We start from the raw sequence: 13,771 nt of genomic DNA, 5'->3' as shown, positions 1-13,771 counted from the left end.
TTGCAAGGGCTGATACATACTCTTGGCTCATCAATAGACTGTCACTGATCACTTCAGACTTTTTACAAATTAACCCAGAGTGTAGCTCGTTAGCTAAATCATAAACTAGACTCTTTAATACCAATTCGCTTAATTAAGCGGTCTATTTTGAGGCAGGAAAAACGGGTTGATAGCTAGGCAAAAAATTCGCTATTTAGTTGTTCTAAATGAGAATTTTTTAACACAGATAGCGACACGTTTAGCCCCGCAAAATGATTGAGTATTATTGCGGATTGGTATAATAAGCGCAGTGTTAGTTATTATGGTTATGCAGTAATGTATATAAACCTAAGCAGGGATGTCGTTATAAGCATGAGACCTACTACATAGGTTATTAAATTTACTTGTAGGATGCTTATAATGTTTGGATAAGGTGAGCTTATAGGCAGGTTGGGCGGCTTTAATAACGTCTATCTTCGCATTAGTAATTTATAAGTGGCTACTGTTATCAGTAACTTTAAGATTAAAGTTAAATCAATAAAAAACCCGAAATAACAATGGCCGTTTCGGGTTTTAACTTGAAGTATAAAAACTAATTATTTATGCCAAATACCTTTTGGAATAGTTTTATTGAGTTTGTCGTTCTTACTTGGATCAAACGTCGGTAACTTTCCGACGCGTCGCTGAGCGTTATAATCTTTAGCAAGCCACACGACAACACCTGAGAGCATAAATAATGCGATTACGTTCACTATTGCCATTAAGCCCATAGATACATCAGCTAATGTCCACACTAGTGGTAATTCGCCCAATGCACCAAACATTACCATACCTAACACTAATAACCTGAAGATCAACATGCCAGATGCGTGGTTATGCTCTAAGAATAATAAGTTCGTTTCTGCATAAGAATAGTTAGCTACTATTGATGTAAAAGCAAAAAACAAAATAGCGACTGCAACAAATATTGCGCCCCAGCTACCAACATGCTCCTCAAGCGCTGCTTGTGTAAGTGCTATACCCGTTACATCAGAGCCTGGTACTAACTGTTCTGATAATAAAATAAGAGCAGCAGTTGCAGTACAAATAATAATAGTATCTACAAATACACCCAGCATTTGTACATACCCCTGTGAAGCAGGGTGAGGTGGGTTTGGCGTTGCCGTTGCTGCAGCATTCGCAGCACTACCCATACCGGCTTCGTTTGAGAACAAGCCGCGTTTGATCCCTTGGATCATCGCCTGCATCACCCCATAACCAATTGCACCGGCACCAGCTTGTTCAAGACCAAAGGCACTTCTAATCACATGCATAAATACATCAGGTAATTCAGTGTAATTTACAGCACATATATAAAGTGCAACCATAAGGTAAGCAGCAGCCATAAATGGAACGGCTAATTCAGCAAATCGAGAAATTGTTTTCAGACCGCCAAATATAATAATACCTGAACCAATTACAAGAGCGATACCGACTATATAGTTAGGGATACCAAAGGCGACTTCAAAAGCCGCAGCAATAGAATTTGACTGTACTGCGTTAAAAACTAAACCAAAGGCTAAAATTAAGCACAATGAAAAGACAACACCCATCCAACGCTTGCCAAGTCCGTACTCCATATAATAGGCCGGACCACCACGGAAGTTACCTTCTTCATCTCGAGTTTTATAAACTTGTGCCAATGTACTTTCAGCAAAGCTAGTAGCCATACCAATTAAAGCAATTAACCACATCCAAAAAATAGCACCTGCACCACCTAAATAAAGCGCAACGGCAACACCTGCCATATTACCAGTACCGACACGGGCTGCTAAAGAAGTACAAAATGCTTGGAAAGAGGAAATACCGCCATCTGACCCTTGGCGACTCTGAAACATAACTTTAATCATGTGTGGGAATTGTACAAATTGGATGAAACCAAGGCGTATGGTAAAAAATAACCCTGCTGCTATTAATAAGTACACTAAAATATGACCCCATAAGAGACCACTTATACTATTTATTATATCTGTCATGTGCGTTACCTAGTGAACGAGTTGTAAATATCGGGCGCAACTTACCATAAGCACAGTAAATAGTTTAGTAAACAGCATAAAAAAATGAGTTATCCACAGGGTTTTGTGGGTATCATGTGTGTCTAGGTCGGGTATCTTTGGGGTAAAAATTAAATGCAAAAAAGCGTTTAAAAACGCTTGCGTTAAAATTGATTCTCCCTATAATGCGACCCCACTGAGACGGGTAACGCCAACGCATAGCGAGGCACGAGCTAATCAGTGAGTTGAGTAAAACTTAGTTTAGAAAACTTTCAAGTTTAACAAAATTAAGTGTTGACAAAAAAATAGGAAAGCGTAATATGCGCAGCCCTAGCGAGGTAAAGTTAAACGCTTTAATCGCAACGTTCTTTAACAATATAAAGCAATCATCTGTGTGGGCACTCGTACAGATTGAGTTCTAACAGCCAAGCTACTTCGTTCTTTATTGAGCAAGTAACGAGGCAAGCAAATTTAGAGTCTCAATGTGATTTCTCGAAAGAGAAACTGAGTGACCAACAGAATAGTTACTTTTAGTAATTATTCAGCACAGTCAATTCAATATCGAAAGATATTAAATAAATTCAGAATTCATTGAGCTGTCGAAAGACATAAAACTTTTTAATTGAAGAGTTTGATCATGGCTCAGATTGAACGCTGGCGGCAGGCCTAACACATGCAAGTCGAGCGGTAACATTTCTAGCTTGCTAGAAGATGACGAGCGGCGGACGGGTGAGTAATGCTTGGGAACATGCCTTGAGGTGGGGGACAACAGTTGGAAACGACTGCTAATACCGCATAATGTCTACGGACCAAAGGGGGCTTCGGCTCTCGCCTTTAGATTGGCCCAAGTGGGATTAGCTAGTTGGTGAGGTAATGGCTCACCAAGGCGACGATCCCTAGCTGGTTTGAGAGGATGATCAGCCACACTGGGACTGAGACACGGCCCAGACTCCTACGGGAGGCAGCAGTGGGGAATATTGCACAATGGGCGCAAGCCTGATGCAGCCATGCCGCGTGTGTGAAGAAGGCCTTCGGGTTGTAAAGCACTTTCAGTCAGGAGGAAAGGTTAGTAGTTAATACCTGCTAGCTGTGACGTTACTGACAGAAGAAGCACCGGCTAACTCCGTGCCAGCAGCCGCGGTAATACGGAGGGTGCGAGCGTTAATCGGAATTACTGGGCGTAAAGCGTACGCAGGCGGTTTGTTAAGCGAGATGTGAAAGCCCCGGGCTCAACCTGGGAACTGCATTTCGAACTGGCAAACTAGAGTGTGATAGAGGGTGGTAGAATTTCAGGTGTAGCGGTGAAATGCGTAGAGATCTGAAGGAATACCGATGGCGAAGGCAGCCACCTGGGTCAACACTGACGCTCATGTACGAAAGCGTGGGGAGCAAACAGGATTAGATACCCTGGTAGTCCACGCCGTAAACGATGTCTACTAGAAGCTCGGAACCTCGGTTCTGTTTTTCAAAGCTAACGCATTAAGTAGACCGCCTGGGGAGTACGGCCGCAAGGTTAAAACTCAAATGAATTGACGGGGGCCCGCACAAGCGGTGGAGCATGTGGTTTAATTCGATGCAACGCGAAGAACCTTACCTACACTTGACATACAGAGAACTTACCAGAGATGGTTTGGTGCCTTCGGGAACTCTGATACAGGTGCTGCATGGCTGTCGTCAGCTCGTGTTGTGAGATGTTGGGTTAAGTCCCGCAACGAGCGCAACCCCTATCCTTAGTTGCTAGCAGGTAATGCTGAGAACTCTAAGGAGACTGCCGGTGATAAACCGGAGGAAGGTGGGGACGACGTCAAGTCATCATGGCCCTTACGTGTAGGGCTACACACGTGCTACAATGGCGCATACAGAGTGCTGCGAACTCGCGAGAGTAAGCGAATCACTTAAAGTGCGTCGTAGTCCGGATTGGAGTCTGCAACTCGACTCCATGAAGTCGGAATCGCTAGTAATCGCGTATCAGAATGACGCGGTGAATACGTTCCCGGGCCTTGTACACACCGCCCGTCACACCATGGGAGTGGGTTGCTCCAGAAGTAGATAGTCTAACCCTCGGGAGGACGTTTACCACGGAGTGATTCATGACTGGGGTGAAGTCGTAACAAGGTAGCCCTAGGGGAACCTGGGGCTGGATCACCTCCTTATACGATTTAGAACTTATTTGTTCGTAGTGTCCACACAGATGATTGTTAGTTAGCTAAGCCACTGGCTTAACTAATTAATATGCTCTTTAAAAATTTGGAAAAGCTGATAATAAAATTCGTATGAATAACAATGTTATTTGTACAGAGTTTTCAAAAGTAAAAAAGAATGATAGCAGTATCATTCAGTGCCATTTAATGAACGTTTCGTTTGTTGATTGGTATCTACTTTAGTATTCAATATTAACTTCTGGCGAAGTTAAACTGTCACAAAACAAAGACCCGTTTGGGTTGTATGGTTAAGTGACTAAGCGTACACGGTGGATGCCTTGGCAGTTGGAGGCGATGAAGGACGTATTAACTTGCGATAAGCCTAGTCAAGCTAGTAAAAAGCACTTGAGACTAGGATTTCCGAATGGGGAAACCCACCTGCTTGCAGGTATCGTTAACTGAATACATAGGTTAACGAGGCGAACGCGGAGAACTGAAACATCTAAGTACCCGTAGGAAAAGAAATCAACCGAGATTCCGAGAGTAGCGGCGAGCGAAATCGGAACAGCCCTTAAGCTTATTATGTGTTAATGGAAGGCTCTGGAAAGTGCCACGATACAGGGTGATAGTCCCGTACATGAAAACGCATTCTAAGTGAAATCGAGTAGGTCGGAGCACGTGAAACTTTGACTGAATATAGGTGGACCATCATCTAAGGCTAAATACTCCCAACTGACCGATAGTGAACCAGTACCGTGAGGGAAAGGCGAAAAGAACCCCTGTGAGGGGAGTGAAATAGAACCTGAAACCGTGTACGTACAAGCAGTAGGAGCAGACTTGTTGGGTGACTGCGTACCTTTTGTATAATGGGTCAGCGACTTATATTTTGTAGCGAGGTTAACCGATTAGGGTAGCCGTAGGGAAACCGAGTCTTAACTGGGCGAATAGTTGCAAGGTATAGACCCGAAACCCGGTGATCTAGCCATGGGCAGGTTGAAGGTTGAGTAACATCAACTGGAGGACCGAACCCACTAACGTTGAAAAGTTAGGGGATGACCTGTGGTTAGGAGTGAAAGGCTAATCAAACCGGGAGATAGCTGGTTCTCCCCGAAATCTATTTAGGTAGAGCCTCGGACGAATACTTACGGGGGTAGAGCACTGTTAAGGCTAGGGGGTCATCCCGACTTACCAACCCTTTGCAAACTCCGAATACCGTAAAGTACTATCCGGGAGACACACGGCGGGTGCTAACGTCCGTCGTGAAGAGGGAAACAACCCAGACCGCCAGCTAAGGTCCCAAAGTCATAGTTAAGTGGGAAACGATGTGGAAAGGCCCAGACAGCCAGGAGGTTGGCTTAGAAGCAGCCATCCTTTAAAGAAAGCGTAATAGCTCACTGGTCGAGTCGGTCTGCGCGGAAGATGTAACGGGGCTAAACTATGCACCGAAGCTGCGGATTCAAAATTTATTTTGAGTGGTAGGGGAGCGTTCTGTAAGCCGTTGAAGGTGTGCCGGGAGGCATGCTGGAGGTATCAGAAGTGCGAATGCTGACATGAGTAACGATAATGCGGGTGAAAAACCCGCACGCCGGAAGACCAAGGGTTCCTATCCCATGTTAATCAGGGTAGGGTAAGTCGACCCCTAAGGCGAGGCCGAAAGGCGTAGTCGATGGGAAACGGATTAATATTTCCGTACTTGGTATAATTGCGATGGGGGGACGGAGCAGGCTAAGCAAGCATGGCGATGGTAGTCCATGTGAAAGTGTGTAGGCTAGTGACTTAGGTAAATCCGGGTTGCTGTTAGGCTGAGACACGAGACGAGTCACCAAGGTGATGAAGTTGCTGATGCCATACTTCCAGGAAAAGCCTCTAAGCTTCAGATTATACCGAATCGTACCCCAAACCGACACAGGTGGTCAGGTAGAGAATACTAAGGCGCTTGAGAGAACTCGGGTGAAGGAACTAGGCAAAATCGTACCGTAACTTCGGGAGAAGGTACGCTCCTATCTGTGATGAGACTTGCTCTCTAAGCGGACGGGAGCCGCAGTGACCAGGTGGCTGGGACTGTTTATTAAAAACACAGCACTGTGCAAAATCGCAAGATGACGTATACGGTGTGACACCTGCCCGGTGCCGGAAGGTTAATTGATGGGGTTATCTTCGGAGAAGCTCTTGATCGAAGCCCCGGTAAACGGCGGCCGTAACTATAACGGTCCTAAGGTAGCGAAATTCCTTGTCGGGTAAGTTCCGACCTGCACGAATGGTGTAACCATGGCCACGCTGTCTCCACCCGAGACTCAGTGAAATTGAAATCGCAGTGAAGATGCTGTGTACCCGCGGCTAGACGGAAAGACCCCGTGAACCTTTACTACAGCTTGGCACTGAACATTGAACCTACATGTGTAGGATAGGTGGGAGACTTAGAAGCAGAGACGCTAGTTTTTGTGGAGTCGTCCTTGAAATACCACCCTTGTAGTTTTGATGTTCTAACGTTGGCCCCTGAATCGGGGTTACGGACAGTGCCTGGTGGGTAGTTTGACTGGGGCGGTCTCCTCCCAAAGAGTAACGGAGGAGCACGAAGGTTGGCTAAGTACGGTCGGACATCGTACGGTTAGTGTAATGGTAGAAGCCAGCTTAACTGCGAGACAGACACGTCGAGCAGGTACGAAAGTAGGTCATAGTGATCCGGTGGTTCTGAATGGAAGGGCCATCGCTCAACGGATAAAAGGTACTCCGGGGATAACAGGCTGATACCGCCCAAGAGTTCATATCGACGGCGGTGTTTGGCACCTCGATGTCGGCTCATCACATCCTGGGGCTGAAGTCGGTCCCAAGGGTATGGCTGTTCGCCATTTAAAGTGGTACGCGAGCTGGGTTTAGAACGTCGTGAGACAGTTCGGTCCCTATCTGCCGTGGGCGTTTGAGAATTGAGAGGGGTTGCTCCTAGTACGAGAGGACCGGAGTGAACGAACCGCTGGTGTTCGGGTTGTCATGCCAATGGCATTGCCCGGTAGCTACGTTCGGAACTGATAAGCGCTGAAAGCATCTAAGCGCGAAGCAGGCCTCGAGATGAGTTCTCACTAGACTTTTAAAGTCTCTGAAGGGCCGTTGAAGACTACAACGTTGATAGGCAAGATGTGGAAGTGGTGTGAGCCATTAAGCTAACTTGTACTAATTACCCGTGAGGCTTAACCATACAACGCCAAACGCGTTTTATGTGACAGTTTAAGCAAGAAGTTAATATAACTAAAGTAGATTACTGAAAACTTTATTATCAGAAATTCCAAATTTATGAGGTGGCTCTTAGCGCGTAGCGTTAACATTGAGGCACCTTGCGCAAAGGAAATGTAAGCACTACGTGCTTTGTCATTAATCCTTTGCACCATATTTGCTTGGTGACAATAGCGTTTTGGACCCACCTGACCCCATGCCGAACTCAGTAGTGAAACGAAACAGCGCCGATGATAGTGTAGCATTTGCTATGTGAAAGTAGGACATTACCAGGCTCCAAATAAGAGAAACCCGTTACAGTGATGTAGCGGGTTTTTTTACGTCTGCAGGAAAGTAAAAACGTAGGTGAAAGGTAAAGGGCATCAGGTAAAAGGAAAATAATAAGCGCTTAATGCCGACTCTATACATTTGCTATGTGGCTCTCTACCGCTGTGGGCACCACGACACTACTAGGCTTCAAATAAGAGAAACCCGTTACAGTAATGTGACGGGTTTTTTGCTGTTTGGGATGTAATAAAAATAGCCAAGAGCCCATGCCGAACTCAGTAGTGAAACGAAACAGCTCGAAGGCGAGCCCCGACCAATGATAGTATCCCATTTGCTATGTGGCTCTCTACCGCTGTGGGCACCACGACATCACCAGGCTCCAAATAAGAGAAAGCCCGACTAGCAATAGTCGGGCTTTTTTACGTCTGCAGGAAAGTAAAAGCGCAGGTGAAAGGTAAAGGGCATCAGGTAAAAGGAAAATAATAAGCGCCTAATGTCGACTCTATACATTTGCTATGTGGCTCTCTACCGCTGTGGGCACCACGACATTACCAGGCTCCAAATAAGAGAAACCCGTTACAGCAATGTAGCGGGTTTTTTACGTCTGCAGAAAAGTAAAAACGCAGGTGAAAGGTGAAAGGTAAAAGGCATCAGGTAAAAGGAAAATAATAAGCGCCTAATGACGACTCTATACATTTGCTATGTGGCTCTCTACCGCTGTGGGCACTACGACATTCTACTGCGTTGTCGCTACGAAGTAGCGCAGCGACTCTTAATACAAGAAAGTTCGACTTAACCAGCAGCTTTATTCACTGTAAAAATATAATTTTGCTTTGTTAGTGGCTTTGATTTAGGATCAAAACAGTTTAAAACCAAGAATGATTTGCCTGTGTATAGATTATTAATTAGCGCCTTATCCATTTTCTTTTGTGTTTCTGTATCTGCAGTTGAAGTAACTGATCTATATCAAGATATTTTGGTTGTAGAAGATAAATCTCGTGATGCGCGTTTAGACGCTAGTCGCAAAGCGCTTCTTAACGTACTAGTAAAAGTGAGTGGTGATAAAAGTGCAGATGAAAATCAGATAGCACAGCAACGCACCAAAGATATATCTGATTATATGCTGAAATTTGAATACGATGAGCGTATTCCCGGAACGCTTAAGTTACTAGTTAAATTTGAAGCGCGAAAGATCAATGCACTAATAAAAGATCTTAATTTGCCGTTGTGGGGAGCTCAACGTCCACTGGTTGCTATCTGGTTAGGCATTGAAGATAACAGGCAGCGAGAGCTGGTTACTCAAGAGAGTTATCCGCAATTAGAGCAACTGATTTACGACAAAGCAAGTCGCCGCGGTTTGCCGGTTGTTGTGCCTCTACTCGATTTACAAGACAGACGGCTTGTTGGTGTCCCTGAAGTTTGGGGAAATTTTTCTGGGCCTGTAGAAGAGGCATCTAAACGCTACAGTGCTGAGCGAAGTATTACTGCTAGAATGTATCAAGCGTTTAACTCTGATAATTGGGTACTAGATTGGCGCTTTACCAATGATGAGATGTTTGAATCTAACCGTATCACAGGCTATAGACAGCAAATAGTTGCGCAAATGATTGATGATTTAGCACAAGGTTTAGCTGGTGAATATGCGATTGATCCTAATGCTTATTATGAGCAGCGTACTGCCAATTTAACTTTAAAAGGGACTGAGAGCTTTGTTGATATTGAGTTGGCTAAGCGCCGCTTAATGAATCTAAGCGTAGTAACTCAAGCTGTTATTTTACGCAAAACACCCGATTCGGTTGAGTTTGAGCTTCATCATACGGGGACTGTGAGTGACCTTAAAAAAGCCCTTGGCCTGGATAACGCCTTTAAAGACTATGTTGATCCTCGTGCTTTTTATCACATAGTTGATGAGCAAAGCCTAGAGTATCAATGGGTTGTAGATTAATGCTGACTCAAGAGCCAATACAAATGGCATTGCCGGTTACTTTACCGGACGATGAAACATTTGCATCCTACTTTGGCGGTGAGGACTCACTCGAGGTAAATCATCTCAAAGATAGCTTTTCTAAGCTTGTTCACTCTTTTCAGTATACCTATTTGTGTGGCTTAGGAGATTCTGGTAAATCTCACTTACTATATGCCACTTGTATTCAGGCACAAGAGCGTGGCTTATCTAATATGCTGCTTTCCATGCGCGAGGTCATTCATTTTGGACCAATGGTTTTAGATGGGCTTGAAGCATTGGATGTATTGTGTATTGATGATGTGCACTTGGTAGCAGGCAATGATGCATGGGAAAAAGCGTTATTTAACTTTTTTAATCGCTTTAATGAGCCCAATAAAATGCTGGTAGTGACTGCCGATTTACTGCCAAACATGCTTAATATTAGCTTGCCCGACTTAGAATCACGTTTAAAGTGGGGCACTACGTTTCAAATTCGTTCTATGAGTGACGATGATAAAGCACAAGCGCTGGTTAAGCGGGCAAATATGCGTGGGCTTGAATTGAGCGATGAATGTGCGCGATTTTTATTAACCCGTTTGAGTCGTGATATGCGTGCTTTATTGGATGTATTAGACAAATTAGATCACGCATCCATGGCTGCACAACGAAAATTGACTATTCCTTTTATAAAATCAACGCTAAAGCTGTAGTAGGTCTAGAATCTAGACCCTGCTTTCAGTTATCATTAGCTAACTAAATTGTAATCACCTTCTGTGAAAGATCAGGTATCGAATGAACTTAGAAAACATATTAGCGCAAGCACTTGAGGCGGTAGCCAGTGCCAGTGAAATCGCGCAGCTAGAAGAGATCAGGGTTAACTATCTTGGTAAAAAAGGCGAAATTACCAGCTTACTTAAAACGTTAGGTAAAATTGCCCCTGAAGAACGTAAAGAAGCAGGCCAAGTAATTAACCAAGCTAAGCAAGACGTGCAAGTTGCGATTAATGACAAGCGTGAATTGTTAGCAAGTAAAGCATTAGAAGAAAAACTAGCGGCAGAAACAATCGATGTAACTTTACCAGGGCGTGTTATGCCATCGGGTGGTTTGCACCCAGTGACTCGCACCATTGAGCGTATTGAAAGCTTCTTTGGTGAACTTGGGTTTGCTGTTAAATCAGGCCCTGAAGTTGAAGATGATTTTCATAACTTTGATGCGTTAAATATACCAGAGCATCACCCTGCTCGCGCCGATCACGATACCTTTTACTTTAATCCTAAGTTGGTTTTACGTACTCAAACCAGTGGTGTACAAATTCGTACTATGGAAACTGAGCAACCGCCACTGCGTATTATTTCGCCAGGGCGTGTATACCGTAACGATTACGACCAAACACACACGCCTATGTTCCATCAGGTGGAAGGGTTGATGGTTGATACTGATGTAAGCTTCACTGAGCTTAAAGGTATTTTACATGACTTTTTACGTAACTTTTTTGAAGAAGACATGGAAATTCGTTTTCGTCCTTCATTCTTCCCGTTTACAGAGCCTTCAGCAGAAGTGGACGTGATGGGTAAAGACGGTAAATGGTTAGAAGTATTAGGCTGCGGCATGGTTCATCCTAACGTACTTAAGTCTGTAGGCATCGATCCTGAAAAATACACAGGTTTCGCTTTTGGTATGGGTGTTGAGCGCTTAACCATGTTGCGTTACGGCGTAAACGATTTACGTGCGTTTTTCGAAAATGACTTAAAATTCCTAAACCAGTTCCGTTAAGAGTGAAGAGATAAAATGAAATTTAGTGAAAAGTGGTTAAGAGAGTGGGTAAATCCTGCAATTGATACGCAAGCTCTTTCGGAACAGCTTTCAATGGCTGGTTTAGAAGTAGATGGCGTTGAGCCGGCAGCAGCCAAATTTAATGGCGTTGTGGTAGGTGAAGTGGTTGAGTGTGGCCAGCACCCAGATGCAGATAAACTACGTGTAACAAAAATTAATGTTGGTGATGATGAGCTACTGGATATCGTATGTGGTGCACCAAATTGTCGCCAAGGTATTAAAGTTGCAGTTGCCACTGTTGGCGCAGTGTTACCAGGCGATTTCAAAATTAAAAAAGCCAAACTTCGTGGTCAGCCTTCACACGGCATGTTATGTGCGTTTGATGAGCTAGGTATTAGTGAAGAAGGCGATGGCATTATGGAATTGCCACTTGATGCGCCTATTGGTGCCGATTTACGCGAATATTTAGCGCTTGATGACAACATTATTGACGTAGATTTAACACCTAACCGTGGCGACTGTTTAGGTATCAAAGGGCTTGCCCGCGAAGTCGGCGTACTTAACAGTATTGATGTAAATACATTAAGCATTCCAGCGGTAACCCCGACAATTGAAGACAAAGTATCTATTGAGTTGGTTAACGATGATGCCTGTCCTCGCTATTTAGGGCGTGTTATCAAAGGCATTAACCTAGACGCTGAGACGCCATTATGGATGGTTGAAAAGCTACGTCGTAGTGGTGTACGTTCAATCGATCCGGTTGTTGATGTGACTAACTTTGTATTACTAGAGCTTGGTCACCCAATGCATGCATTTGATTTAAATGCAATTGAAGGTGGAATTAAAGTACGTAGTGCATCCCCAGGTGAAGAGCTGGTTTTATTAGACGGTAATACGGCTAAATTAAATGAATCGACATTAGTGATTGCCGATCATCATAAAGCGCTAGCCATTGCTGGTATTTTTGGCGGTGAGCAATCGGGTGTTACTGAAAAAACAGCAGATATTTTACTAGAAAGCGCATTCTTCAACCCAGTGGCTATTGCAGGACAAGCACGTAGCTATGGTTTGCACACTGATGCATCTCATCGCTATGAGCGTGGGGTCGACTTTGCACTACAACACGATGCCATGGAGCGCGCTACAGCGTTACTTCTGGAGATTGTAGGTGGTAACGCAGGTCCAATCGTTGAAGCGGTTGCTGCTGATAAGTTACCAAAAGTAACTGAAGTGCGTTTACGTCGTTCACGTTTAGACCGTGTTATTGGTCATCACATTGACGATGCTAAAGTAACCGATATACTTACGCGTTTAGGTCTTGATGTTAAATTTGATAATGATAGCTGGAGCGCTGATGTACCAAGCTACCGTTTTGATATTCGTATTGAAGAAGATTTAATTGAAGAAGTAGCACGTGTTTACGGTTATAACAGTATTCCTAATGTGGCACCAACTGCAAAACTTAAAATGACCACACATGATGAGTCAACTGTTGCCCTGAGCCGTTTTCGTAATGCGCTAGTAACTCGTGGCTATCAAGAAGCCATTACTTACAGTTTTGTTGATCCTAAAGCGCAAGCTATTTTACATCCAGAGTGTAACGCATTGGTATTGCCGCACCCAATTTCAATTGAAATGTCAGCGATGCGTGTAAGTTTAATGCCTGGCTTATTAGCTTCTGTTGCCTATAACCAAAACCGCCAGCAACCACGTATTCGCTTATTTGAACACGGCCTTAAGTTTATCAGCGATGAAAGCGCAGAAAATGGCGTTTACCAAGTGCCGGTTATTGGTGGTGTTATTACCGGGCTTGTGCATGGCGAACATTGGGTTGAAGAAAAACGTAACGTTGATTTTTACGACCTAAAAGGGGATGTTGAAGCATTACTTGCAATTACCAACGATGTTAGCCGCTTTGAAATTAAAGCCGAGCAATCAGATGGCCTTCATCCTGGTCAATCAGCCGTTATTTATGTTGATGGTAAAAAAGTAGGTTTCTTTGGTGCATTACACCCTCAGGCGCAAAAATCGTTAGATATCAATAACGCTACTTTTGTGTTTGAAATTGAAATGTCAGCGTTAGAAAAAAGAAATTTACCGCAGGCTGTAGGGGTGTCTAAATTCCCATCAAATCGCCGCGACATCGCGATTTTAGTACAAGACAGCGTTAAAATAGGTGATATTTTAAACGTCATCGGAAAAGTTGGCGGAAATCAATTGGTTGACCTAAACTTATTCGATGTGTATAAGGGCAAAGGTATTGAGCCAAATTATAAGAGTTTGGCGATTGCTCTAACACTGCAAGCGGTTGATAGAACACTCGAAGAGAAAGATATCAATCAGGTAGTTGATAACGTGGTGGCCGCACTGGCCGAACAGTTTAATGCATCGTTGAGGGACTAGAT

The 13,771-nt window shown here is 44.1% G+C and carries 5 protein-coding genes and 3 rRNA genes; 7 read left to right on the top strand and 1 reads right to left on the bottom strand.

Translation table 11 applies throughout. From position 1 onward, the window contains the following. Positions 1 to 575: 575 nt before the first annotated feature. A complete protein-coding gene (locus BG00_RS13160; RefSeq protein WP_036983090.1) occupies positions 576 to 1,994 on the bottom strand; it encodes an alanine/glycine:cation symporter family protein in 1,419 nt (472 codons plus the stop codon). A 637-nt stretch (positions 1,995 to 2,631) separates the two neighbouring features. On the opposite strand from BG00_RS13160, the gene BG00_RS13155 reads away from it, so the two are divergent. From BG00_RS13155 to pheT, 7 genes are all read left to right on the top strand, one after another. Further along, positions 2,632 to 4,165 (top strand): 16S ribosomal RNA (locus BG00_RS13155). Between the two features lie 294 nt (positions 4,166 to 4,459). Then, a 23S ribosomal RNA gene (locus tag BG00_RS13150) occupies positions 4,460 to 7,346 on the top strand. A gap of 195 nt (positions 7,347 to 7,541) precedes the next feature. Further along, a 5S ribosomal RNA gene (gene rrf / locus BG00_RS13145) occupies positions 7,542 to 7,656 on the top strand. Together the 16S, 23S and 5S rRNA genes form the textbook arrangement of a ribosomal RNA operon. Before the next feature lie 881 nt (positions 7,657 to 8,537). After that, positions 8,538 to 9,593, top strand: coding sequence for a DUF2066 domain-containing protein (locus BG00_RS13140; protein WP_036983088.1), 1,056 nt, complete (start codon positions 8,538 to 8,540; stop codon positions 9,591 to 9,593). Further along, positions 9,593 to 10,303 carry a DnaA regulatory inactivator Hda gene (hda, locus tag BG00_RS13135; RefSeq protein WP_171034748.1) on the top strand — a complete coding sequence of 237 codons (711 nt, stop codon included), beginning with the start codon at positions 9,593 to 9,595 and terminating at the stop codon, positions 10,301 to 10,303. Before BG00_RS13140 ends, hda begins: the two co-directional genes overlap by 1 nt. A gap of 82 nt (positions 10,304 to 10,385) precedes the next feature. After that, entirely contained in the window at positions 10,386 to 11,366 is a 981-nt protein-coding gene (gene pheS / locus BG00_RS13130; RefSeq protein ID WP_013464600.1) for a phenylalanine--tRNA ligase subunit alpha, read from the top strand. 15 nt (positions 11,367 to 11,381) lie between these two features. Beyond that, positions 11,382 to 13,769: a phenylalanine--tRNA ligase subunit beta gene (gene pheT, locus BG00_RS13125; protein ID WP_036983086.1), complete on the top strand. Its 2,388-nt coding sequence runs from the start codon at positions 11,382 to 11,384 to the stop codon at positions 13,767 to 13,769. Positions 13,770 to 13,771: the final 2 nt, after the last annotated feature.

The organism is Pseudoalteromonas sp. SCSIO_11900, from assembly GCF_000576475.1.
Taxonomy (GTDB): Bacteria; Pseudomonadota; Gammaproteobacteria; order Enterobacterales; family Alteromonadaceae; genus Pseudoalteromonas; species Pseudoalteromonas tetraodonis.
Note: the sequence above shows the minus strand (reverse complement) of the source record. Positions and strands in the feature narration are given on the sequence as shown.

Excerpts from the sequence above, each read along its gene's own strand:
- BG00_RS13160 (WP_036983090.1), bottom strand. The coding sequence starts at position 1,994 with ATGACAGATATAATAAATAGTATAAGTGGTCTCTTATGGGGTCATATT.
- hda (WP_171034748.1), top strand. The coding sequence starts at position 9,593 with ATGCTGACTCAAGAGCCAATACAAATGGCATTGCCGGTTACTTTACCG.
- pheS (WP_013464600.1), top strand. The coding sequence starts at position 10,386 with ATGAACTTAGAAAACATATTAGCGCAAGCACTTGAGGCGGTAGCCAGT.
- pheT (WP_036983086.1), top strand. The coding sequence starts at position 11,382 with ATGAAATTTAGTGAAAAGTGGTTAAGAGAGTGGGTAAATCCTGCAATT.